Genomic DNA, 22,242 nt, shown 5'->3' with positions numbered 1-22,242 from the left:
TGCGTAGTAATAGCTTAATTATTCCGCTTTGTCTGCAGGAGCTTCAACTGCTTGCACTTGTTGAGCGTGTGAAGAACCGCCGTTGTTGTGAGAAACTGAACGTGCAGGAACCACTGTTGAAATTGCATGTTTATAAACCATTTGGCTCACAGTATTTTTTAATAAAATTACGAATTGATCGAAAGATTCAATTTGACCTTGTAATTTAATGCCGTTAACTAAATAAATTGAAACAGGAATACGCTCACGACGAAGTGCATTCAAATATGGATCTTGTAGAGATTGACCTTTTGCCATTTTCTTTTCCTTTTTTATTTTTGTGTTAAATATCGTCTTATTGCTGCCAAAGGCAGTAGAGATATTATCATAGATTACGCCATTTTTGCTCGATCTTTTCAACCATTTTCCGCTTCGAACTGGTCGGATCTAAGCTATCTAGCCATTCAATTTCACTTCTCCAACCACGCAACCAAGTGATTTGGCGCTTTGCAAGCTGTCGGGTGGCACAAATACCTTTATACACCGCCTCATCAAGCGAAATATCACCGTCAATGTGTTCCCACATTTGGCGATATCCCACGCAACGAATAGAAGGCAAGTCCTTATGTAAATCCCCTCTTACATGCAGTTTTTCGACTTCTTGTTGAAAGCCAAGTTCCATCATTTTATGAAAACGCTGTTCAATCCGATGATGTAATACCTGTCTATCTTGTGGTGCAATCGCAAACTGAAACACATCGTAAGGCAATGTCTCCCCCGATTGTGCGGTTAGCTCCGTCATGGTCTTACCAGTAAGATAAAAAACTTCTAAGGCACGATTAATACGCTGGCTATCGTTTGGGTTAATTCGCATCCCGGCTACTGAGTCGATTTTCAATAACTCCGTATGTAATCCTCTCCAACCGATTTGTGCGGCTTTTGCCTCAATTTCAGCCCGAATATCCAGATCTGCCGAAGGTAACGGCGAAAGTCCTTCTAATAAAGCTTTGTAATAAAGCATTGTGCCGCCGACTAATAACGGAATATGTCCGCTTTCGCTAATTTCTGCCATTTCACGCAATGCGTCTTCACGAAAATTCATCGCAGAATAACTTTCTAACGGATCTAAAATATCAATTAAACGATGAGGAGCAAGTGCTAACTCAGCCTTACTCGGCTTTGCCGTTCCAATATCCATACCTTTATAAATCATTGCCGAATCTACACTGATCACTTCCACCGGAAGCGTCTGGCGCAAAGCGATCGCCAAATCCGTTTTGCCCGAAGCTGTTGGGCCCATTAAAAAAATTGCAAAAGGTTTTTTATTCATTTTGTTCTATCTAAAGTTATAAGCGGTCGAATTTTAGCGGAAATTTACCAAAAGCCCAAATCGCAGTGTTCATAAAAACAAAAACGACCGCAAATATCGTAATTTACGGTCGTTATCATACTAAAGATTAATGACTACAGCCGCAACCACAACCTTTTTTCATATCAATAACCATTCTGCCTTGAATTTTTCCGTCTCGCATTTCTTGGAAAATATCATTTGCTTCATCTAAACGGCGTAATTGGACTAACGGCACAACCAAACCTTCAGCACCGAATTGGAACGCCTCGGCAAGATCTTGGCGAGTACCGACCAGCGACCCGACAATTTCAATGCCATCTAACACAATACGAGGAATAGAGAGATCCATCGTTTCCGGCGGCAGACCTATAGCAACCACTCGCCCACCAGCGCGTACACAATCTACCGCAGCACTAAATGCCACTTTAGATACCGCAGTAACCACTGCTGCATGTGCACCACCGACTTTTTCTTGAATAACTTTCGCACTGTCTTCTTTTAGCGGGTTAACCGTTAAATCCGCACCGACTTCTTTGGCAAAAGCCAATTTGTCGTCATTAATATCAATTGCAATCACATGTGCGCCAAATACTTTCTTCGCATATTGCACCGCCAGATTACCGAGACCACCGGCACCATAAATCGCAATCCATTGCCCCGCACGCACACCGGAAACTTTAATCCCTTTATAAGTCGTTACACCCGCACAAGTAATACTGCTTGCTTGTGCTGGATCTAAGCCTTCCGGTACTTTTACCGCATAATCCGCCGTTACGACACAGTGGGTTGCCATACCGCCATCCACCGTATAGCCGGCATTTTTCACGCTACGACAAAGCGTCTCACGTCCGGTAGTACAATATTCACATGAACCGCAGCTCTCAAACATCCATGCAATACTCACACGATCACCAACTTTCAAATTGGTAACGTCAGGTGCGATCGATTTAACAATACCGATGCCCTCATGGCCTAATACACGCCCTGGCTTTTTACCGTAGTCGCCAGCGGCAACGTGTAAGTCGGTATGACATACGCCGCAATATTCAACTTCAACAAGGGCTTCGCCATTTTTGATTTCAGGAATGTTTCTTTCAACAATTTCCACTGTTCCGTCACATTGTGGGGCAACCACAGCAGCACGCATTTTCATCATGATTTCTCCTATGAAGTAACAATAACGGTTATGCCTTTATTCTCCGCTTAAAATTCAAGCAAAGAATAGTTTTAGTATGCCTTAGTACTTTTTTTATGCAATCGGATTTTTTCGTTTTTTTGATAAGCCTCACAAAAATTTAACAAGCAGCTAAGAACGGTGAAAAATCAATTTCAACTTTTAGTTTTTCTAGCTCTGCTTTTGCCAGTTGTTCGGTCTCTGCCAGCCAATTTACTGCTTCCGCTAAGCTATAGGTGGTCGGAATCGACGCAAATTTTGCAAAAAATTGAGCTAAATCGACCGCTTGTGAATCTAATAAACCTAATAAGATTTGTTGTAAATTCTGCTCTCGTAATAGTCGCGGTACTTGAGCAATCGAAAGACGAATTTGCCCCTGCCACACTTTCTCACTGATGGAGAAGCCTAATTCTCTCAATGGCGTTTTAAGCATTTGCCAATGCTGTGTTTGCACTTCATCTAAACTTAAATTCAGCGGAATCAATAACGCTTGACTTTCCCCTTTCGCAAGTTGTGTTTGAAAACGTAAGCGAGCTAATTTTTCCAATGAAAGCAAATAAAATTGTTGCTCAGCTTTTAATAACAAAGCTTGATTTTGCACAATAGTTAACGGCTGCCAATGAGCTGTTGTCGCCGATACTGCTTGATCGGGTTTAGGCTCATCTATCTCTTGTGCAAAAATCACAGGCGTAGCAATACTAGATTTGTTTTCCCTGAAACTGGTTATCTGTTGCGGTTTGCCAACCAATTCTCCATACCATTTTTGCGCTGACTTAGAGGTAGTTGTTGTGTGAGGCTGATAACCGAACGCACGAGAAGCGGCCGGTTTTGCAAAATTTTCTGCAAATTCAACCGCTTGTTGCGGTGCTAAAAAGCTATTACTACCGGCAGCAATACGATTCGTATCACGTTGATAACTCGGCAAAGGTTCATTCACTTGATTAGTTACATCAATTTCAGCTTGTCCTTGTAATGCAGTTTGTACACCTTGCAAAATAAAATCATGTACTAAGCGCCCTTGATGAAAACGCACTTCATGTTTTGCCGGATGTACATTGACATCCACTTGGCTTGGATCAATATCAAGGAAAACCACAAACGCCGGATAATGACCAGCTGGCATATTAGTCGCTTCATAAGCTTGGCGAATAGCATGATTAATGGTTTTATCTCGCATCATCCGCCCATTCACATAGCTATAACACAAATCATTTTGCAGTCTGGAAATATTTGGTGAACCAATCCAACCATGTAAATATAAGTGACCGTGTTGCCAGTCGATATGAATCGCATTTTGGATAAATTCATCGCCGCAAATTGCTGCTACTCGGCGCTGTTGCTGCTCGACCGAATTGTCTTGCGCTTTACGATATTGACGTACCGTTTTACCGTTATGGGTTAGAGTAAAACTGATATTCGGTTTTGCTAATGCGATACGGCGCACCACCTCATCAATATGGGCCAATTCGGTTTTATCGGTACGCAAAAATTTACGGCGTGCTGGCGTATTAAAGAATAAATTCGCCACTTCAATTGTCGTGCCGACCGGATGCGAAGCCGGCTGAATTTCAACTTCCATTTCACGCCCTTGCGCATAAGCTTGCCACGCTTCCGCTTGCCCTTCGGGGCGAGAAGTCAATGTAAGTCGTGAAACCGAGCTGATACTTGCCAGAGCCTCACCGCGAAAGCCAAGACTTAAAATCATCTCCAAATCTTCAAGGCTAGAAATTTTACTAGTAGCGTGGCGAGCCAGGGCCAGAGCTAAATCTTGTTTACTAATGCCACAGCCGTTATCTCGAATACGAATAAGTTGCGCACCACCTTTCTCAATATCAATTTGAATCTGATTTGCGCCAGCATCCAAACTATTTTCAACCAATTCTTTTACGACAGATGCAGGACGCTCCACCACTTCGCCAGCAGCAATTTGGTTGGCTAGTTGTGGTGGAAGGATATGGATCATCGGCTTATTCATACTATTTCTCAAATGATGGTAAAGATATGAAACACATTCTAGCGAAAATATCTGCTTTTTTATAGAAAAAGGCATTCTCACTATATTTAAAACTCATACACAAATCTTTTTAATAATCATTTTTATTTGTATTGAAATTCAACTTTAGCACTGATAAAATCAAAAAAATGTAAATTACTATCATTTTCATGTAAATTTACAAATACTTTATTATTTTAGGCTTATCTATACCGCTTACCATTTCAACAGGACGTATTAGGTATAGCCAGATAATAAGGAAAATATCAACGTAAACTCATTACATTTTTAAAAGGATTACTCTATGAATAAACATTTACGTTTAAGTTTTATTGCTATTGCCTGCTCATTAGCAATTACTGCTTGCTCATCAGACAATAAAGGTGCGACTCGTTATGAGGACTTAGTAAAAAATAAAGTTGATGAAGCCAATAAAAAAGCGGAAGAAAAAGCAAAAAAAGATAAAGAATTGGAAACGGCAAAGACACTTTCCGAGTTGGAAAAAAAGCAGAAAGAGTTAGAACAACAATTAAAACAGAAAAACCAAGAAGCTCCTAAAACAGAACCTAAGCAAGAAGATATGCCTAAGGAAGAGGGAGAATCTAAAATGGATCCCAAAAAGGAAAACCCTTCCAAGCCTGAATCTAAAAACGAAGGAACTAAAAATCTAACAATTACAGAAGCAAAAAAAGAGCTAGAAAAAACATTTAAGGATAATGGTATATCAGATGGCACTGCTTTATTAAGCGGAGGATTATCGACAAGTACTCAAAATAGTTTTTCAGGACGGAATATTGAGAATCATTCTAAAGGAATAAATACATTAATAGTTGATGGAAAAGAAATTACTCTTATTAGTGTTGATGATATGAAAAAACATCGCTCAGAATCAGATGATATTTTAGATGATGATAAAAAAATATTTAATAAAATTTTTGAAATCAATACAGAAAACGGACATGGAAAAGTTGGAAGTTTACCTAAGGCTGCTTCGAAAAGTGATTTTGAACAAATGCGTTATGGATATTACACAGATAAAAATGGAGTTACACACCTATTTGTACAAGGATATCTAACACCAAATACATTAAAAGGGTCTGAGAAAGTAAATTCACCATTCAATTATTATTGGATGAGTCGTAATGGGAACAGCAGTGATCATCAATCCTTACGAGAAATGCCAATATCAGGAGTATATGAATATAATGGTAAAGCCTTTTATGGTAAGGGAGGATCTTATGATGAGCTAACAACAAAAGCCTATGCAGACTTCTCTCACCGTAAAGTAAAAGTTGAATTATCAAAAGATTCTATGCAAACACTTACTTTTGGCGGAGATATTAAAGAAAATACATTCTCTGGCTCTCACAATGGAATTGTCACAAAAGGGGGATTCTATGGTTCAAGAGCTAATGATATAGGCGGAATATTCTATAATACCAACAACGGAAATGATGGTGTTTTTGGCGGTTCAGCTAAACAATGTGGGTATAGTGGTGCTTGCACAAATGCCAATCCTATTACTGAAATAAAATAAAATATAGGAATTCATTTATGAAAAAACTTCCTTTAACTATATTAACCATAATAAGTTCACTTGCATTAACCGCTTGTTATTCAAGCGGTGGTGGCGGTGGTTCGGTTCAACCACCTAAAGTAGCGGATAAAACGCCAAATGTTACAACACCACCAGTGGTTGGTAGCAATTCAAGTAGCAATAGCAGCTCGCAAAATGCTAACAGTAAATTCTTTACCACCGTAAATTCTGCATTTGAGAAAAAACCAAGCACAGAAATTTCCGGCACTATTTTAACTGTCGCACAAAACGGTAACTTAACGGCTAAAAGGCCAGAAACATTGGAAGATTTAGATTCGATTATGGTAGGCGGAGTAAAAATTACTCTGTTCACGGCAGGAGACAAACTTTCTAATGTTGCTGTCGGTAAATTAAAACAATCTAATGAGAACGGTGGTAAGCTTTATGTAGGTAGCATGGCGGACAGTTATGGAGCTTATGGTAGTTACCAAGACCCAAATAGCTTTAAAGCAATGCGCTACGGTGCATATATTTTAAATGGTCAAACGCATTTGTTTGTACAAGGTTTCTTAACACCTGAGCAAAATACCATTAACGTGCTTGGTGATACGTTCTATCCGATGCCAAAAGAGAGTACGTATAAATACACCGGCTTTGCATTATACGGTAAAGATAACCAATACGTTCAACTTAACTCCGAAGTTATTGCCGATTTTAGCAATAAAAAGCTTAAAGTTGAGTTAAAAGAAGCAGGCGCAGCAACTGCCAAAGCAACTTTTGGGGGAGACATTACCGGAAATACATTTAGCGGAACCAGAGATGGAATCGAGGCTAAAGGCGCATTCTACGGTTCTTTAGCTCGTGACGTAGCCGGTCTGTTTAATGATACGAAAAATGGTAACAACGGCGTATTCGGCGCCTCCGACAAACGCCCTATTAGCGCTTCGTTAGAAAGTTTCTAAATATAACGAACATCCTCTCAAGCGGTATAATTTGTAAAATTTTTTACAAATCACACCGCTTTTTTAATATTGGTAACAACGAAATATACAAAATACACGGAAATGCTTTATATATTCTAAAGTTTGTTTAATTACATAATTAACACCTTTTCTCACAAAATTTCCTTTACCCATAAAAAAACACGAATTACAACAATACTGTGTAATCCGTGTTTTCTATAGTTTATTAAAACGCTTATATCAAATCAGAAACGAATTTCTACTGAAGCCGAATAGTTACGTCCTGGTGCAACAAAACGTTCTAAACCTCGTAACTCTTTATCAACCGTATTGGTTGTACCTAAGCGATTGATGCCGCGCAATGCGTCCCACGTATGATATTTACGATTGAAAATATTATATAAACCTGCACGTAAAGTCACATTTTTATGTACTTTCCAAAAGCCGTATACATCAAATAAAGTTGCCGAACCATTTAAATATGGGAACGGTTGGCTTACTCGTTTGGTACGAGAATTATCATAAGTAACAATGGTCGCATCTTTGGCGTGTTTAGCGCCTAAATAAGTCCAACGAGAGTGGATAGCCCAAATATCATTCGGATCTTCATAGCTTAAGCCTAAAATCACTTTTACCGGCTGGACAGAAAGTAAGCTTGCCTCCGTGCCGTATAATTTACTTTTCGAATAACCCACGCTGCCTAAGAATTTAAAGCCTTGCGGAATATATGCGGTAACTTGATCTAAATTTACTTTGCTCGTCACTTCCAAACCGGAAATACGTGCTTTATCCACATTAATCGCTTGGTTAAAAATAGTCGGATTAATTGAGTTATAGCCGTAGTATTGACAATGCGCATCACATTCCATCTGAATTAAACCATTAGTTTCTTGTTCAAACAAGAAATCTTTATAGCGAATGTGGTATAGATTCACATTTAAACGCCCAAGCCGGTTTTCGCCTCGAATATTAATTGAGTTATTAACGCTGCGCTCCGCTTTTAAGTACGGATTCGCAAGCCAGTTACCCGATGGGTGTCTATACGAGAAGAACATCTCCGAAGCAGACGGTACACGATAACCGGTTGAAACGTAATAACCTAAATTCCATACCGGTGTTACTTGTGCATTTAAGCCTAATGAACCGGTTAAATTTTTAAATGTCGTCGCTTTACCACGGGGATCGCAATTATAACATTTAGCATTCAGCTCTTGTGGGACAAGTTGTTCTTGGTCATAACGTAAACCTGCCGAACCGGAGAACATTTCATTCCACTGAATTTTATCTTGTGCGGCAAAATAAAACGCACGTGTGCGAATCGGGTGCTGAATCGCATAAGTCAAACTGGATGTTGAGTTAGAAAATAAATAAGTATCGGTATTTTCATTTTTAAAATCACGTTGTGATACTGCTGTGCGTAACGTGACTTGGTGTGTGCCGTAATCCGTTTCAAACGGGATTGAATCTAAACGTAAACCGATACGATGAAATTCATTATTCATATTACGGTCGTAAATTTCATCTAACGATTGCTTAATATGTAATTTTTGGAAATCACTACTTCCTTTGTAGTTAATTGCACGCACATCGGTTTTTTGGTAATCATATTCGGTTTTTAAATAAGATAAATAACCGCTGGTTGGGAAATACTCGTAAGCCACATTAACATTATGACGTTCACCCTCATCATCGGTATCACGCCATGATGAATCATAAAAGTTATAAGAGCGTTCATCGGTAAATGCAGTTGCAAGTTGGTTACTATAAGAAGCGCTTATACGATGTTTTTCGTTAAATAGGTAACCCAATTTCACTAAATTACTGTGATTACGGTGAAATGACGGATCTGGTGCGCCGCTAGAGTTGTTCCAAGCAACTCTGCCGTTACCTAAACTTTTTTGCTCGTGACCGTAACGGGTGGAATATAAGTAGACCGCCTCCAACTTCTCATCTTTATAGGCTGCGCCGGCAGTATGTACCCATTCGCTGTTTTTGCTAGCATAGCTATTTTTTAATAACACACCGAATTTATTGCCGGGTAACACAATATCCGCTGCATCTAAAGTACGATAATTTACTCCGCCGCCAAGCGAACCGCTACCTGTAGCAAATGAATCCGGACCTCGTACAATATCAATCCCTGTGACTAACTCGGGATCAATGGTCAAACGTGAAGTATTAAAGTTACCATAACGTGCGTAAAGCGAGTTTTCTTCCGAATCCGGCAAGTTTACCCCATCAATACTGATTCCTACGCGGTTGCCCTCCACTCCACGCATAGCAAAACCTTTTAAATGACGACCGCTATCGGCAATCCCCACATCAGTGGTATAACGCACTAAATCTTTAGTATCAGCGATTAATTCCTCTTGAATTGCTCGGCGATTTTTCTTAATTTCACCAATTTTTTTCGACTGCTCTTGTTCAGCCGTTACGGTAATTTCCTCTAGTTCTGCCGCTATTTCTTGTGCTTGTGCCGCATTTACTACGCCAAAAGCCGCAAGTAACGTCGCCATTGATATTTTTTGATAGGCCTTCATTGGATTCCCTTCTTATTTTTCTTACAATTGACTTTTATTTTCGTTAAAGACAAATAATTACAATTATAAACATAAATTGCAACTTCAATCCATATAAATGAGAATTATTTTTCTTACCAATTAACCTAAAATTTCTACTTTCATCTAGACAAATAGCTATGATAGACTGTTGAACATTCCAACTATTTAGAGATACCACTATGCAAATGATCACCCTAGCGCAACAAGCTAAAATCGCCAGTGTTGAATTGGCTCAATTCGGAAGCATTCAAAAAAATCAAGCACTACTTACCATTGCTCAACAGCTTGAACAACGCTCGGCTGAAATCCTTGCCGCTAATGCCAAAGATATTGAATTTGCAAAAAATCAGGGAATTTCGACCGCTATCATCGACCGTTTGTTATTAAATGAAAGCCGTTTACAAGGTATTGCCAACGATGTGCGTAACGTAGCGAAATTAGCTGATCCGGTTGGGCAAGTGATTGACGGCGGCGTGTTAAATTCAGGACTGAAAATTGAACGCCAGCGTGTGCCGCTCGGTGTGATTCTTACCATTTATGAAGCACGTCCGAACGTCACGATTGATGTTGCTTCTCTCTGTTTAAAAACTGGTAATGCGGTAATTCTACGTGGTGGCAAAGAAACTAAATTTACCAATGCGGTGTTAGTGGAAGTGGTGCAACAAGCGTTAGAAGCTGCCGGTTTACCGAAACTAGCTGTTCAGACAGTCACCAATCCGGATCGTGCTTTATTACTCGAATTATTAAAACTCGATCGTTACATTGATATGGTGATCCCTCGTGGCGGTGCCGGTTTACATCAATTCTGTAAAGAGAACTCAACCATTCCGGTAATTGTCGGCGGTATCGGTGTTTGTCATATGTTTGTCGAAAAAAGTGCCGACCAACAAAAAGCACTAGAGCTAATTGCGAATGCCAAAACACAACGTCCAAGCACGTGTAACACGCTCGAAACCTTATTAGTTGAAAAGGAAATAGCGGTCGAATTTTTACCGAAACTTGCAAATCGAATGAAAGCGTTAGGCGTAACATTACATGCCGATGATTTGCAAAAAGCTGAGGGAATTGAACCGCTTGATCAAGCAAGAATGCGCCAAGAATGGCTTTCGTTAGATTTAAATGTGGTGGTAGTCGATAACTTAGCCAAAGCGGTGGAACATATTCGTGAATACGGCTCGCAACATTCGGAAGCAATTCTGACTTCCGATTACCAACTTGCCCGCCAGTTTGTCGCCCAAGTCGATGCGGCGGCGGTCTATATCAACGCCAGTACTCGTTTTACCGATGGTGGTGAATTCGGTTTAGGGGCGGAAGTCGCGGTCAGCACCCAAAAACTCCACGCACGAGGTCCAATGGGGTTAGAGGCGCTCACCACCTATAAATGGGTCTGTGAAGGAGATTATTTGGTTAGAAAATAAATATAAAAAGGGCATTGAAATTAGTTCAATGCTCTTACTTTTAATCATCCATTTACCTTTCTATTGAAATAGAAATAGCTTAAACCACCGATCATAGTTCCCCCAAATATCTTAAAGAGGGGGAATAACAAACTAATTCTGAATCTATCCGTTATAGAAATACCAATGGTAAAAAACATTACATAGCAAGTCAGAAACAAGATAAAACTGATAAAAATACCTAGTACTATTTTTACCAACCATAAGTGATAATACTTATCTGCACAATAACTCATTGCATAACTAGACATTCCCCAAGAAAGAATAAAAATAATCGGATTTTGACTTAAAAAAGAATGTGAAATAAACCAACTTATTTCTTTTAGGATTTCAACAATGGCAGATGGCATATTATATCTTTCCCAATATAGTAATCATTCATGGTTGTTCGAGCTTTTAGTTGGTTTAGGCTTGCTACGTCTTACAAGTGCTCTATAGAAAAATGCCTCTTCCTCTGTAATTAATTCTTTAATTTCTATTGACCATTTATCAATAATATCGATTCAGCTCTCTGTTCCCTTTCTGAGGATCTTGTTACTTCTACAGTATCTAATGAAATTGATGATATAAAATATTCCCCTTTAATTATAATAAAACACCACAACAAAATGTAAGTTTAAGTAAAATAAAGTGTATCATCAATAACGTATAATACAATTTATGACAATAGCTTATGTATACAATACGATTAACAATTCTTTTATACTGATATAAAAATAGGTAAAAAATATAGGAAATGCTCTCTTTTACGCTACCACTCTTTCTAAAGTTATTACTCAAACGCTGGAAAATTCACAACATTCCAATTTCAGCCGGCTACTTAACTTACAGTACAACATTAGCGATTGTGCCGTTGGTTATGGTGATATTTTCTATCTTTACTGCTTTTCCCATCTTTCAGGAAGCGACCATTCAGCTGAAAACGCTGATTTATGATAACTTTGCTCCAAATGCCGGCGATATGGTTGAAGAATATATTGATCTGTTTGTGGCAAACTCAAAAAAAATGGGAATTGTGAGTACAATCGGTTTGGTCGTGGTCGCTCTAATGCTGATTAAAAGTATTGATGAAACGCTTAATAAAATGTGGCGTAACCACCGCAAGCGGTCAATTTTTATCTCTTTTTTGCTATATGCCGTCATTTTATTTATTGCACCGTTACTTGCAGGCAGTAGCATTGCGATTAGCTCATATATCTTTTCAATGGCGATTTTTAATGAAGATGGGTTATTATCCTTTAGTCAATATCTTCTGCAACATGCTCCTTTTGTACTAATTTGGTTACTGTTTACGAGTGTTTATTGGCTTGTGCCAAACACTCAAGTCAACATTTTTCACGCTATGATAGGGGCAATTATCGCAGCTATCTTTTTTACCTTAGGTAAACAGGCGTTTATTTGGTACATTACCACTTTTCCGTCTTATCAAGCGATTTACGGCGCATTAGCCGTATTACCGATTATGCTGTTATGGATTCATTTGAGCTGGCAAGTGGTACTGTTCGGCGGACTAATTACCTCTACTCTAAATGTATATAATGAAATGAAAAAAGGAAAACTCAATTTATGATCGGCTTAATCCAACGTGTAAAATGGGCAAAAGTGGAAGTGGAAGGCCAAACGGTCGGTGAAATTTCACAGGGTTTATTAGTATTACTCGGTGTAGAACAAGGTGACGACCAAGCCAAAGCGGATAAATTACTTGAAAAGGTGCTTAACTATCGAGTGTTTTCCGACGAGCAAGGCAAAATGAACTTAAACGTACAACAAGCCGGCGGAAGTTTATTAGTAGTATCGCAATTTACTTTGGCAGCCGATACCAACAAAGGTTTACGCCCAAGTTTTTCGCACGGTGCAGCCCCTCAAGAGGCGAATGCGTTATACGAATACTTCCATCAGCAAGCTGCTCGGAAAATCCATACTCAAACCGGACAATTTGCGGCGGATATGCAAGTCAGCTTGCAAAATGATGGGCCGGTCACTTTTTGGTTACAGGTTTAAAACGAAAAAAGGTGCAATTAATTGCACCTTTTTACTTAATAGAAAAATTGTTGTCCTCGGCTGCCGTCACATTGATAAATCGCCAGTTTATTACCTTGTTTACCAATATCTAAACATTTACCGCTCATAGCACTACGAATTTGCTGCCCGTCTCTAAACCACTGCTGATTTTCACCGCCATGACAACGATAAGTAATCACTTTTGTACCGTCGTCTTGGTGTTCGCCACCAACATCTAAACACTGCCCATTCATCTTAATCTGCGAATTCACGAATTTAAAACGCTGATTCGCTTTACCGTGGCAACGATAAGCAATTACGCCACGATAATTCGAACCGCTTTGATCCAAGCATTGACCGGATGCCGTTCTAATTAATCCTTGGTGCGTTGAACGAGGATAATCATGTTGATTCGGAATAATAATGACATTCGGCTGATGAGTAGGATAGCTACTCGCATCAGTATTAGGCGGGACAACATAAACACAAGCCGGCAACGCCAACATTAGCGGGAATAGGGTTCTTTTCATGCACATCTCCTTTATTATTTTAACTTTTTTAAAGTGATAAGAATGACGTAACGGCTAAAAGTTCCCAAAGGTTAAAATGAAAATGCCCCAACCGAGTCGTTGAGGCATTTAACTTGCGAAAAGTCACTAAAATCAGACCGCTTACGCCGCTTTCATCAAGTTTGACTTCGTTGTCAATTTTAATAGGAAATAACCGATTATCGCCGAAACGAAAGTTCCCATTAAAATACCTAAACGAGCAAACGCTAATAGGTTCTCGTCCGCATGTTCTTCGCCGAAAGCAAGCCCTGCAATAAACATCGACATAGTAAAGCCGATACCGCACAGTACGGCAATCGCAAAAATTTGTTTAAAATTAATGCCTTTCGGTAACTTCGCAATACGCAATAAAACCGCTAAATAACTAAATAAGAATACACCAAGCGGTTTACCGATAATTAAGCCTAAAGCCACGCCTAAAGGTAAAGGGGAAGTGATTTGTTCTAAACTCATACCACTTAACGACACACCGGCATTTGAGAATGCAAATAACGGTAGAATCGCAAATGAGCACCATGGCGCAAGCGCATGTTCAAGATGATGCAACGGCGCTTCACCGTTTTTACCGCGCAATGGAATACAGAAACCGATAATCACACCCGCTAATGTGGCGTGTACACCAGATTTCAACACCGATGCCCATAAAATCGTACCAATAATCGCATAGTTCATTAACCCGACTACTTTATAGCGATTCATACCGATTAAAATCAAAATCGAAATACTCGCAATAATCAGCGCTTGAATACTCATCTCATGTGAGAAGAACAAGGCAATGACCACAATTGCGCCAAGGTCATCAATAATCGCTAAGGCAAGTAAAAACACCTTGAGTGCCGGCGGCACTCGTTTACTGAGTAAAGCAACAATACCTAACGCAAATGCAATATCGGTTGCCATCGGAATTGCCCAACCATCTTTATAAGCGGGGAAATCACGGTTAATCATCCAATAAATTAATGCCGGAATCACCATTCCGCCGATAGCGGCAAAAGCTGGAAAAGCGGCTTTTTGGTAACTGGATAATGAGCCTTCAAACAATTCTCGCTTTACTTCTAAGCCGACTAAAATAAAAAAGACCGCCATAAAACCGTCGTTTACCCACATGAGTAACGGCTTATCAATGCTAAAGGCACCAAACTTAATCGCTACCTCTGTTTGCAAAAAACTAAAATAGAGTTGTTTTAAATCCGTATTCGCAAAAATCATTGCGAGTAAGGCGGAAACCAACAATAAAATCCCACTTGCTGCTTCTAGTTTCAGAAATTTCTGAATCTGTTTGATCATAAAAATCTCCTATCGTTAAATGAGGTTATTATGTTTAAACTTCGTTTTACCTCTTTTCTGACATTAACATTTTTTTAACCTAATACAAAAGTAGAATTCGTAGTAATTTTGTTAAAATAAGGGGTAAATTTCATCTATTTGCTTATTTTTAAACCAAAAGGAGGATCACAATGTCAAATGAATGGCTTTATTGGGCACTCGCTTCCGCATTATTCGCTTCACTTACTGCAATTTTTGCTAAAATCGGCTTACAAGGTATTGATTCGGATTTCGCCACCTTTATCCGGACGGTAGTCATTCTGATCTCTCTCGCCGCCTTTCTGACTTATAGCGGTAAATGGCAGCCGTTCGGCTCTTTGACTGGTAAAAACTGGACATTTTTAATCTTATCAGGACTAGCAACCGGCGTTTCGTGGCTTGCCTATTTCAAAGCATTACAAATAGGGAATGCTTCGCAAGTTGCCCCGATTGATAAATTTAGTATTGTTTTGGTTACCGTATTTGCCGTGATCTTTTTAGGTGAAAGACCGAGCGCTCAAGATTGGATCGGTATTGCGCTTGTCGCAGCAGGTGTTTTAACCCTTGCGATAAAGCGGTAGAATATCGCTAATTTTCTGCAAAATTTCGATTAAATTTAACCGCTTGTAAGACCCCATTTATGGCAGATTCATTCCCAATTATTGAAGTGGTATTTGCTCATTATGATGAGCCGATACCACTTCCTTTTTTACCGCCGGCAGGGCTTTCCGAACGCCAATTAAAACGTTGGAAAAGCCGCAGAACCGCCCATTTTCTATTGACTCAACTGTTTCAAAAATATCAATTACCACTAAATTTATTGGATGATATTCAACGTACGCAAAGCGGCAGACCTTTTGTGCAACATGAGAACATCGATTTTAATATCAGCCATTCCGGCGAATGGGTGGCAGTGATCTTTTGCTATCATAAAAGTAAATTACAAGTGGGGATTGATATTGAATATCCGCAAAAAGTAAGACGTTATACCGATCTGTTACGTCATTACGCCCATGCGGCAGAAATTGAAGGCTTACTTGAGCGAAATCATACACCGTTTACTGAATTAGCCGATCGCTTTTATTTGAGTTGGTGTTTACATGAAGCGGTACTGAAATCACAAGGCGTGGGAATTGTGAAATTGTCTGAAGTACAACATTTTCCACAACAGCGCATTGTTCGTTCGGCATACTGCCCGACTGGGACATTACATTTTTATCATCAACTACCGTTTTACTTATGTTATTTTTATCAAGATTTAGCGAACTCGCTTGCCGTTCTTAGCGAATGGAAAGCAAGGGAATTGCAAAAAATTTCCGATTTTCAACCGCTTGTTTACCAAGTTAATCCAAGGAATTCAAATGCCTAAACTCACATTAGCAGAAAAACACTCCTGCTTTGGAAAAATTATTTCCGAGTTTTTCCAGTGGACGCTCAATATTTCATTATTAGTAGTGGGGTTATTACTCTCTTATTCGCTCTTTTCCGAAGCCTATTCTTTATTCGAATTATTGGCAAACCACAGCGAAAAATTCCAAATTGCCGAGAAAATTGTGATTTTCTTCCTCTATTTCGAATTTTTAGCGTTGATCGTGCAATATTTTAAATATAATTATCACTTCCCTCTGCGCTACTTCCTGTATATCGGGATTACCGCCATGGTGCGCTTAATTATTGTCGATCATTCTAATGCAATGCATACACTGTTATTTGCGCTATCTATTTTAGTGATGATTATTACATTATTTATTGTTCATACAGACCGCTTATGTAAAAGCTAAGGAATTTATATGGCTGAGATTCTTCAATTCTCACAACACGACTTGCATATACTCAAAGAAGAAACCGTATATAAAGGGCATTTTGAACTGAAAAAAATGCACTTTCGCCATAAATTATTTTCCGGCGAAATGAGCAGTGAAATTGTACGTGAATTATTAATTAAAGGGGCAGCATCTGCGCTGATTGCCTATGATCCTGTTTGTGATAGCGTGGTATTAGTAGAACAGGTTCGTATCGGTGCTTATGATCCTCATTCGAATAAATCGCCTTGGCTACTGGAACTGGTTGCCGGCATGGTAGATAAAGGTAACGAAAATCCGGCTGAAGTGGCAATCCGAGAAGCGCAAGAAGAAGCCGGTTTATACGTAGAAAAAGTGGAGCACGCACTGAGCATTTGGGATAGTCCGGGCGGACAATTAGAGCGTTTACATTTATTCCTTGGTTTAGTCGATAGCTCAACGGTTCAATCGGGAGCGGTACACGGTTTAGAAGAAGAAGGCGAGGATATTTTGGTACACGTTGTAAGCCGTGAACAAGCCTATCAATGGGTTTGCGAAGGGAAAATTGACAATGTGATTGCGGTTGTCGGCTTACAATGGCTGCAACTTAATTATCAAAAATATCAAAAGTAAGAAACGGTTTATTCGATTGACTAAAAGTTTTCGCCCTCTTTTGGAGGGCGAATTTGTGGGATAAATGCTCAAAAAACGTAAATTTCTGTGAAAAATGAGGCATAACGCTCATTTTTAATCATCAATAGCTGATAAACTAAAATAACATAGTAAAGTATTGAACCATGAGAGCACAAAAGTAGTCGCTTAATAAGGAGAAAAATAATGAACGGCTTTTATTCACTAGGTAAAAAGGAACCTGTTGTGCGACTACTCCAAATCACTGATCCCCATCTATTTTCCGCTGAGCATGAAAAATTACTCGGCGTAAACACGACCGACAGCTTTCAGGCGGTACTTGATCAAATCCGACAAACTTCATTTAACTACGATTTAGTGCTTGCCACCGGCGATCTTATCCAAGATCACAATCCTGAAGCCTACCATCGTTTTGCAGAAATGGTTAAACCGCTTGCTAAACCGATTTTTTGGTTGGAGGGAAATCATGATAGACAACCGCAAATGAGCCTCTATTTAGCTAGGCATCCGCATATCCAAGCAGAAAAACAAATTCTAGCAGGCTCGCATTGGCAAATACTCTTACTTAACAGCCAAGTCGCAAACGCGCCTAGCGGCAATTTATCTTTCGGACAACTTGCTTGGTTAAATAGCAAATTAGCTGAATATCCTGAACGTTATACCTTAGTTGTACTACATCATAATATTTTGCCGACTAATTCCGCATGGCTTGATCAGCATTGCTTAAAAAATAGTGAGGCACTGGCGAAAGTGCTGAGCCAATATCCGTATGTTAAAGCTATTTTACACGGACATATTCACCAAGAAGTCGATGCCGAGTGGAAAGGTTATCGTGTGTTGGCAACCCCTTCAACTTGCATTCAATTTAAGCCGAATTGCGATGAATTTACTCTAGATCTCTTACCGCAAGGCTGGCGAGAACTCAGTCTATTTGAAGACGGTAAGATAGAAACCGAAGTAAAGCGATTAAATTCGAACGATTTTTTACCGGACTTCCAGTCAAAAGGCTATTAAGCGAAACAGCGTACACAAATAAAAATGGCTAGGTGTAAAGCCCAGCCCATTTGATACATAATGAATAAAATTTTTAACTGTCAGAATCAAGTCCGCACGTATAGATAGACATATTAGCTTTTAAATAGTTCATGCAAATGATTCTTTTTCGTAGAGATCCGACCATAAATCTATTTCGTAACTAAGACCATCTGCTTTCTGCGCAGATGGTTATCTTTTGTCCTTACACAAACGATTAAGTTCCGTTACAAACAGCATTCGAAAGATTTTTACTTTCGAATCGAAAATTTTTGCAAATAAATCTGTTTATCTATTTAAAATTTTCTCAAATTCTTGTATCTTTTTACTTTCGCAAATTCCTGTGAAAATCAACCCGCTTGAAGGAACTTCCACAATGTCTGTAAAAAGAGTATTTGATTTAATCAAAGATAACGATATCAAATTCGTAATGTTAAAATTTACCGATATCAAAGGTAAAGAACACGGTGTTTCACTCCCGGTAAGTTTAATCGGTGACGATTTAGAAGACTTATTTGAAGAAGGTAAAATGTTCGACGGTTCATCTGTTGAAGGTTGGAAAGCAATCAATAAAGCCGATATGCTTTTAATGCCAATCGCTGAAACCGCTGTTGTTGACCCTTTCGCTCGAATCCCTACTCTTACTATCCGCTGTAGCATCTACGACCCAAACACAATGCAATCTTACGACCGAGACCCACGTTCAATTGCTATTCGTGCAGAAAACTATCTGAAATCAACCGGTATCGCTGATAACGTAATGTTCGGCCCGGAACCGGAATTCTTCTTATTTGATGATGTACGTTATAACGTTGGTATGAACAACGTGTCGTACAAAATTGATGATATTGAAGCGGCTTGGAACACAAATCGTAAATATGAAGACGGCAATACAGGCTATCGTCCACTTAAAAAAGGCGGTTACTGTGCAGTCGCACCAATCGACTCGGCACACGATATTCGTTCGGAGATGTGCCTAATTTTAGAAGATATGGGCTTAGTGGTTGAAGCACACCACCACGAAGTGGCGACAGCAGGTCAAAATGAAATTGCGACTAAATTTAACAGCCTAACGTTAAAAGCAGACGAAACACAGATCTATAAATATGTCGTGCAAAATGTTGCGTTAGAACACGGTAAAACAGCTTGCTTTATGCCAAAACCGTTTGCAGGTGATAATGGCTCAGGCATGCACTGTAATATGTCATTAAGCAAAGACGGCAAAAACGTATTTATGGGTGACAAATATGCCGGTTTATCTGAAACTGCGCTTTATTATATCGGCGGTATCATTAAACACGCAAAAGCATTAAATGCGTTTACCAACCCAAGTACAAACTCATACAAACGTTTAGTACCGGGCTTTGAAGCACCAGTATTATTAGCTTATTCAGCGAGTAACCGTTCGGCATCAATTCGCATCCCAGCGGTAACCAGCCCGAAAGCAACACGTGTTGAAGCCCGCTTCCCGGACCCGTTAGCAAACCCATACCTCTGTTTTGCGGCGTTATTAATGGCAGGTTTAGACGGTGTTATTAATAAAATTCATCCGGGCGATGCAATGGATAAAAACCTTTATGACTTACCACCGGAAGAACTTAAAGAAATTCCGGCAGTGGCAAGCTCATTAGAAGAAGCGTTAGATTCACTTGAAGCTGATTATGAGTTCTTAACTCAAGGCAGTGTATTCTCGAAAGAATTCGTGGATGCATATATCAATATTCGCCGTAAAGAAGTTGAGCGTTTAAATATGACACCACACCCGGTAGAATTCGAAATGTACTACGCATAATTGCAAAAAGATCGAAAAAGGCGACCGCTTGGGCGCCTTTCTTATTGCTATTTTAGCTACTGATCTTCGTGCGAATGTTGTTTACTACAACAACCTGGTACCGGATCTTCCCCCCCTTCGCTCCAAGGGTGACAACGTGCAATACGTTTAGTCGCTAGCCACCCCCCTTTTACTGCACCATGTAGCTTTATTGCCTCGACCGCATAAGTTGAGCACGTCGGATAAAAACGACAACGAGGCCCAATTAACGGACTAATGCAATAACGATAAAAATAGATTGATGACAATAATAAACGAGCCCCAATTGAAGGCGCTACTTTTACGCCTGCGGCTTGTTCGCCAGACGGATGTGACGAGCCCATAGCTTCTCCAGCATCACAAAAAGAGTGGCATTATTGAGCTTACCGATACCGCCTTTTGCCACAAACACGAAATCTGCACTTGGTAATTCATGCTGTTTTAAACGAAAGCTTTCACGCACAATACGTTTAATACGATTACGATCGTGAGCACGCTTTAAATGTTTTTTAGCAACAGTTAAACCAAGACGAGGAATATCAAGACGATTATGGCGAGCGAGAATAGTAAGTTCGGGAGTGCTAGCTCGAAGCGGTTGTTCGAACACAGCTTTAAATTGAATAGGAGCTAACAAACGTAGCTCCCGAGAAAAAGTTAGCTTTTTCACTGATGTGATAAGGCTTTGCTTTACCTGCAAATTATGCAGATAAAGATTTACGACCTTTAGCACGACGACGTGCTAAAACTTGACGACCGTTTTTAGTAGCCATACGAGTACGGAAACCGTGAGTACGAGCACGTTTTAATACAGAAGGTTGAAATGTACGTTTCATTGCTATTACCTAAATATTTAAATATGTTGGCTGGAATTAAATCTTTGCCAAACGGGAACCATAAAAAAGAGTCGCGATTTTACCGATAAATTAAATAAAAATCAAGGACGAAAGCAAAATACCCTTCAATTATTTGCAAAGTTTTTCTGAAAAAAGACCGCTTGGTATAGATTATCGCCTACCTCTGTAATTAACGCAAAAATTCTATTTGTGTTCATATCCGAATTAACGCAAAATTCAGTTATTTTAATCCTTATTCAAACGAACATGAGCATGACTTCAAACAAAATCGGCGTACTACTTGCAAATCTTGGCACTCCTGACGAGCCTACTGCTCCGGCGGTAAAACGCTATCTAAAACAATTTTTAAGTGATCCGCGCGTGATCGACTTACCTAAATTCAAATGGCAACTAATCTTAAACGGGATCATTTTACCTAAAAGATCTCCCAAGGTTGCGAAGCTTTATCGTGAGATCTGGACAGAACAAGGCTCACCGCTACTAGCCATTTCACGCCAACAACAACAAGCACTACAAGATTACTTTAATCAACAAAACCAAAATGTCTTGGTGGAACTTGGGATGAGCTATGGTAATCCGTGCATCAAAAGCGCAACCGACCGCTTAATTAAAGCTGGTGTGAATAAAATCATTGTGTTACCACTTTATCCGCAATACAGCAGTACCACAACCGCCTCGGTGTTAGATGCTTTTGCTCACAGTTTAGCTCAACAGCGTAAAATCGTGCCGTTTGAGTTTATCCATAGTTATCACAACGATCCGCTTTATATTCAGGCTCTAGCGAATACGATTCAGTTAGCTGAAGATGAAAAATTATTGTTTTCGTTCCACGGTATTCCTAAGCGCTATCAAACTGAAGGTGATTTTTATCCGGAGCATTGCCAGCAAACCGCACAATTAGTCGCAGACAAATTATCGCTTGCTGGCGAACAATGGTTGGTAACTTATCAATCTCGTTTTGGTGATGAAGAATGGTTACAACCTTATACAGATGAAACCTTGGAAAGGTTACCACAGCAAGGCGTGAATAAAATTGCCGTAATTTGTGCTGGCTTTGCAGCAGACTGTTTGGAAACATTAGAAGAAATTGCCGAGGAAAACAAAGAAAACTTCCTCAACGCAGGCGGGCAATCTTATCGCTATATTCCGGCACTTAATGCGAATGCAGATCATATCAACGCATTAGCTAAGCTGATTGAAGCGAAGATCTAAGTAAAATGCTGGC

23 protein-coding genes are annotated in these 22,242 nt (G+C 39.6%); 12 read left to right on the top strand and 11 right to left on the bottom strand.

The window, feature by feature from the left end:
* Positions 1 to 18 precede the first annotated feature (18 nt).
* The 4 genes from hfq to mutL form a co-directional block, all read right to left on the bottom strand.
* Positions 19 to 297 carry an RNA chaperone Hfq gene (gene hfq / locus C228_RS0100790; protein WP_018650831.1) on the bottom strand — a complete coding sequence of 93 codons (279 nt, stop codon included), beginning with the start codon at positions 295 to 297 and terminating at the stop codon, positions 19 to 21.
* A gap of 67 nt (positions 298 to 364) precedes the next feature.
* Positions 365 to 1,309 (bottom strand): tRNA (adenosine(37)-N6)-dimethylallyltransferase MiaA, encoded by a 945-nt coding sequence (gene miaA / locus C228_RS0100785; protein WP_018650830.1) that lies wholly within the window; start codon positions 1,307 to 1,309, stop codon positions 365 to 367.
* 127 nt (positions 1,310 to 1,436) lie between these two features.
* On the bottom strand, positions 1,437 to 2,486 hold the full coding sequence (adhP, locus tag C228_RS0100780) for an alcohol dehydrogenase AdhP (protein ID WP_018650829.1): 1,050 nt from the start codon (positions 2,484 to 2,486) through the stop codon (positions 1,437 to 1,439).
* A 139-nt stretch (positions 2,487 to 2,625) separates the two neighbouring features.
* Positions 2,626 to 4,479 carry a DNA mismatch repair endonuclease MutL gene (gene mutL, locus C228_RS0100775; RefSeq protein WP_018650828.1) on the bottom strand — a complete coding sequence of 618 codons (1,854 nt, stop codon included), beginning with the start codon at positions 4,477 to 4,479 and terminating at the stop codon, positions 2,626 to 2,628.
* Positions 4,480 to 4,801: 322 nt separating this feature from the next.
* Between mutL and C228_RS0100770 the strand changes: the two genes are divergently transcribed.
* Together C228_RS0100770 and C228_RS0100765 are read left to right on the top strand one after the other, a co-directional pair.
* On the top strand, positions 4,802 to 6,034 hold the full coding sequence (locus C228_RS0100770) for a transferrin-binding protein-like solute binding protein (protein ID WP_018650827.1): 1,233 nt from the start codon (positions 4,802 to 4,804) through the stop codon (positions 6,032 to 6,034).
* A gap of 17 nt (positions 6,035 to 6,051) precedes the next feature.
* Positions 6,052 to 6,996, top strand: a complete 945-nt coding sequence (locus C228_RS0100765) for a transferrin-binding protein-like solute binding protein (protein WP_018650826.1) — start codon at positions 6,052 to 6,054, stop codon at positions 6,994 to 6,996.
* 245 nt (positions 6,997 to 7,241) lie between these two features.
* Here the strand turns inward: C228_RS0100765 and C228_RS0100760 are convergent, their stop codons facing one another.
* Positions 7,242 to 9,536, bottom strand: coding sequence for a TonB-dependent hemoglobin/transferrin/lactoferrin family receptor (locus C228_RS0100760; protein WP_018650825.1), 2,295 nt, complete (start codon positions 9,534 to 9,536; stop codon positions 7,242 to 7,244).
* A gap of 200 nt (positions 9,537 to 9,736) precedes the next feature.
* Between C228_RS0100760 and proA the strand changes: the two genes are divergently transcribed.
* A complete protein-coding gene (proA, locus tag C228_RS0100755) occupies positions 9,737 to 10,975 on the top strand; it encodes a glutamate-5-semialdehyde dehydrogenase (RefSeq protein ID WP_018650824.1) in 1,239 nt (412 codons plus the stop codon).
* Positions 10,976 to 11,019: 44 nt separating this feature from the next.
* Here proA and C228_RS0100750 read toward each other — a convergent pair whose 3' ends face one another.
* On the bottom strand, positions 11,020 to 11,364 hold the full coding sequence (locus C228_RS0100750; RefSeq protein WP_018650823.1) for a hypothetical protein: 345 nt from the start codon (positions 11,362 to 11,364) through the stop codon (positions 11,020 to 11,022).
* A gap of 386 nt (positions 11,365 to 11,750) precedes the next feature.
* Here C228_RS0100750 and C228_RS0100745 point away from each other — a divergent pair, with 386 nt between their 5' ends.
* Complete coding sequence (locus C228_RS0100745; RefSeq protein ID WP_018650822.1) at positions 11,751 to 12,584, top strand: virulence factor BrkB family protein; 834 nt, start codon at positions 11,751 to 11,753, stop codon at positions 12,582 to 12,584.
* On the top strand, positions 12,581 to 13,015 hold the full coding sequence (gene dtd / locus C228_RS0100740; RefSeq protein ID WP_018650821.1) for a D-aminoacyl-tRNA deacylase: 435 nt from the start codon (positions 12,581 to 12,583) through the stop codon (positions 13,013 to 13,015). Before C228_RS0100745 ends, dtd begins: the two co-directional genes overlap by 4 nt.
* A 35-nt stretch (positions 13,016 to 13,050) precedes the next feature.
* On the opposite strand, the gene C228_RS0100735 is transcribed toward dtd, so the two are convergent.
* Both C228_RS0100735 and nhaA read right to left on the bottom strand, forming a co-directional pair.
* The gene (locus C228_RS0100735) at positions 13,051 to 13,545 is read right to left on the bottom strand and encodes a ricin-type beta-trefoil lectin domain protein (protein WP_018650820.1); all 495 of its coding nucleotides are present in this window, start codon (positions 13,543 to 13,545) and stop codon (positions 13,051 to 13,053) included.
* Between the two features lie 141 nt (positions 13,546 to 13,686).
* Positions 13,687 to 14,871, bottom strand: a complete 1,185-nt coding sequence (nhaA, locus tag C228_RS0100730) for a Na+/H+ antiporter NhaA (RefSeq protein ID WP_018650819.1) — start codon at positions 14,869 to 14,871, stop codon at positions 13,687 to 13,689.
* Positions 14,872 to 15,041: 170 nt separating this feature from the next.
* Here nhaA and C228_RS0100725 point away from each other — a divergent pair, with 170 nt between their 5' ends.
* The 6 genes from C228_RS0100725 to glnA all read left to right on the top strand — a co-directional run bounded on the left by C228_RS0100725 (position 15,042) and on the right by glnA (position 20,145).
* Positions 15,042 to 15,470: an EamA family transporter gene (locus C228_RS0100725; protein ID WP_018650818.1), complete on the top strand. Its 429-nt coding sequence runs from the start codon at positions 15,042 to 15,044 to the stop codon at positions 15,468 to 15,470.
* A 59-nt stretch (positions 15,471 to 15,529) separates the two neighbouring features.
* On the top strand, positions 15,530 to 16,258 hold the full coding sequence (locus tag C228_RS0100720) for a 4'-phosphopantetheinyl transferase family protein (RefSeq protein ID WP_018650817.1): 729 nt from the start codon (positions 15,530 to 15,532) through the stop codon (positions 16,256 to 16,258).
* On the top strand, positions 16,251 to 16,670 hold the full coding sequence (gene psiE / locus C228_RS0100715) for a phosphate-starvation-inducible protein PsiE (protein WP_018650816.1): 420 nt from the start codon (positions 16,251 to 16,253) through the stop codon (positions 16,668 to 16,670). Before C228_RS0100720 ends, psiE begins: the two co-directional genes overlap by 8 nt.
* 9 nt (positions 16,671 to 16,679) lie before the next feature.
* Positions 16,680 to 17,303, top strand: coding sequence for an ADP-ribose diphosphatase (gene nudF / locus C228_RS0100710; protein WP_018650815.1), 624 nt, complete (start codon positions 16,680 to 16,682; stop codon positions 17,301 to 17,303).
* A gap of 204 nt (positions 17,304 to 17,507) precedes the next feature.
* The gene (gene cpdA / locus C228_RS0100705) at positions 17,508 to 18,335 is read left to right on the top strand and encodes a 3',5'-cyclic-AMP phosphodiesterase (RefSeq protein ID WP_018650814.1); all 828 of its coding nucleotides are present in this window, start codon (positions 17,508 to 17,510) and stop codon (positions 18,333 to 18,335) included.
* A gap of 394 nt (positions 18,336 to 18,729) precedes the next feature.
* Positions 18,730 to 20,145 carry a type I glutamate--ammonia ligase gene (glnA, locus tag C228_RS0100700; protein WP_018650813.1) on the top strand — a complete coding sequence of 472 codons (1,416 nt, stop codon included), beginning with the start codon at positions 18,730 to 18,732 and terminating at the stop codon, positions 20,143 to 20,145.
* 56 nt (positions 20,146 to 20,201) lie between these two features.
* Here glnA and yidD read toward each other — a convergent pair whose 3' ends face one another.
* From yidD to rpmH, 3 genes are read right to left on the bottom strand one after another with little or no spacing between them, the layout of a single operon-like run.
* Complete coding sequence (gene yidD / locus C228_RS0100695) at positions 20,202 to 20,507, bottom strand: membrane protein insertion efficiency factor YidD (protein ID WP_018650812.1); 306 nt, start codon at positions 20,505 to 20,507, stop codon at positions 20,202 to 20,204.
* Complete coding sequence (gene rnpA / locus C228_RS0100690; protein WP_050560369.1) at positions 20,465 to 20,830, bottom strand: ribonuclease P protein component; 366 nt, start codon at positions 20,828 to 20,830, stop codon at positions 20,465 to 20,467. The genes yidD and rnpA overlap by 43 nt, the downstream gene beginning before the upstream one ends.
* 31 nt (positions 20,831 to 20,861) lie before the next feature.
* Positions 20,862 to 20,996, bottom strand: coding sequence for a 50S ribosomal protein L34 (gene rpmH, locus C228_RS0100685; protein ID WP_018650810.1), 135 nt, complete (start codon positions 20,994 to 20,996; stop codon positions 20,862 to 20,864).
* 273 nt (positions 20,997 to 21,269) lie between these two features.
* On the opposite strand from rpmH, the gene hemH reads away from it, so the two are divergent.
* The gene (hemH, locus tag C228_RS0100680; protein WP_018650809.1) at positions 21,270 to 22,229 is read left to right on the top strand and encodes a ferrochelatase; all 960 of its coding nucleotides are present in this window, start codon (positions 21,270 to 21,272) and stop codon (positions 22,227 to 22,229) included.
* Positions 22,230 to 22,242: the final 13 nt, after the last annotated feature.

The sequence above is a fragment of the Actinobacillus capsulatus DSM 19761 genome, assembly GCF_000374285.1.
GTDB classification, from domain to species: Bacteria; Pseudomonadota; Gammaproteobacteria; order Enterobacterales; family Pasteurellaceae; genus Actinobacillus; species Actinobacillus capsulatus.
Note: the sequence above shows the minus strand (reverse complement) of the source record. Positions and strands in the feature narration are given on the sequence as shown.

Bases quoted from the DNA above. Each gene is read 5' to 3' on its own strand.
- hfq (WP_018650831.1), bottom strand. From the start codon at position 297: ATGGCAAAAGGTCAATCTCTACAAGATCCATATTTGAATGCACTTCGT.
- miaA (WP_018650830.1), bottom strand. From the start codon at position 1,309: ATGAATAAAAAACCTTTTGCAATTTTTTTAATGGGCCCAACAGCTTCG.
- adhP (WP_018650829.1), bottom strand. From the start codon at position 2,486: ATGATGAAAATGCGTGCTGCTGTGGTTGCCCCACAATGTGACGGAACA.
- mutL (WP_018650828.1), bottom strand. From the start codon at position 4,479: ATGAATAAGCCGATGATCCATATCCTTCCACCACAACTAGCCAACCAA.
- C228_RS0100770 (WP_018650827.1), top strand. From the start codon at position 4,802: ATGAATAAACATTTACGTTTAAGTTTTATTGCTATTGCCTGCTCATTA.
- C228_RS0100765 (WP_018650826.1), top strand. From the start codon at position 6,052: ATGAAAAAACTTCCTTTAACTATATTAACCATAATAAGTTCACTTGCA.
- C228_RS0100760 (WP_018650825.1), bottom strand. From the start codon at position 9,536: ATGAAGGCCTATCAAAAAATATCAATGGCGACGTTACTTGCGGCTTTT.
- proA (WP_018650824.1), top strand. From the start codon at position 9,737: ATGCAAATGATCACCCTAGCGCAACAAGCTAAAATCGCCAGTGTTGAA.
- C228_RS0100750 (WP_018650823.1), bottom strand. From the start codon at position 11,364: ATGCCATCTGCCATTGTTGAAATCCTAAAAGAAATAAGTTGGTTTATT.
- C228_RS0100745 (WP_018650822.1), top strand. From the start codon at position 11,751: ATGCTCTCTTTTACGCTACCACTCTTTCTAAAGTTATTACTCAAACGC.
- dtd (WP_018650821.1), top strand. From the start codon at position 12,581: ATGATCGGCTTAATCCAACGTGTAAAATGGGCAAAAGTGGAAGTGGAA.
- C228_RS0100735 (WP_018650820.1), bottom strand. From the start codon at position 13,545: ATGAAAAGAACCCTATTCCCGCTAATGTTGGCGTTGCCGGCTTGTGTT.
- nhaA (WP_018650819.1), bottom strand. From the start codon at position 14,871: ATGATCAAACAGATTCAGAAATTTCTGAAACTAGAAGCAGCAAGTGGG.
- C228_RS0100725 (WP_018650818.1), top strand. From the start codon at position 15,042: ATGTCAAATGAATGGCTTTATTGGGCACTCGCTTCCGCATTATTCGCT.
- C228_RS0100720 (WP_018650817.1), top strand. From the start codon at position 15,530: ATGGCAGATTCATTCCCAATTATTGAAGTGGTATTTGCTCATTATGAT.
- psiE (WP_018650816.1), top strand. From the start codon at position 16,251: ATGCCTAAACTCACATTAGCAGAAAAACACTCCTGCTTTGGAAAAATT.
- nudF (WP_018650815.1), top strand. From the start codon at position 16,680: ATGGCTGAGATTCTTCAATTCTCACAACACGACTTGCATATACTCAAA.
- cpdA (WP_018650814.1), top strand. From the start codon at position 17,508: ATGAACGGCTTTTATTCACTAGGTAAAAAGGAACCTGTTGTGCGACTA.
- glnA (WP_018650813.1), top strand. From the start codon at position 18,730: ATGTCTGTAAAAAGAGTATTTGATTTAATCAAAGATAACGATATCAAA.
- yidD (WP_018650812.1), bottom strand. From the start codon at position 20,507: ATGGGCTCGTCACATCCGTCTGGCGAACAAGCCGCAGGCGTAAAAGTA.
- rpmH (WP_018650810.1), bottom strand. From the start codon at position 20,996: ATGAAACGTACATTTCAACCTTCTGTATTAAAACGTGCTCGTACTCAC.
- hemH (WP_018650809.1), top strand. From the start codon at position 21,270: ATGACTTCAAACAAAATCGGCGTACTACTTGCAAATCTTGGCACTCCT.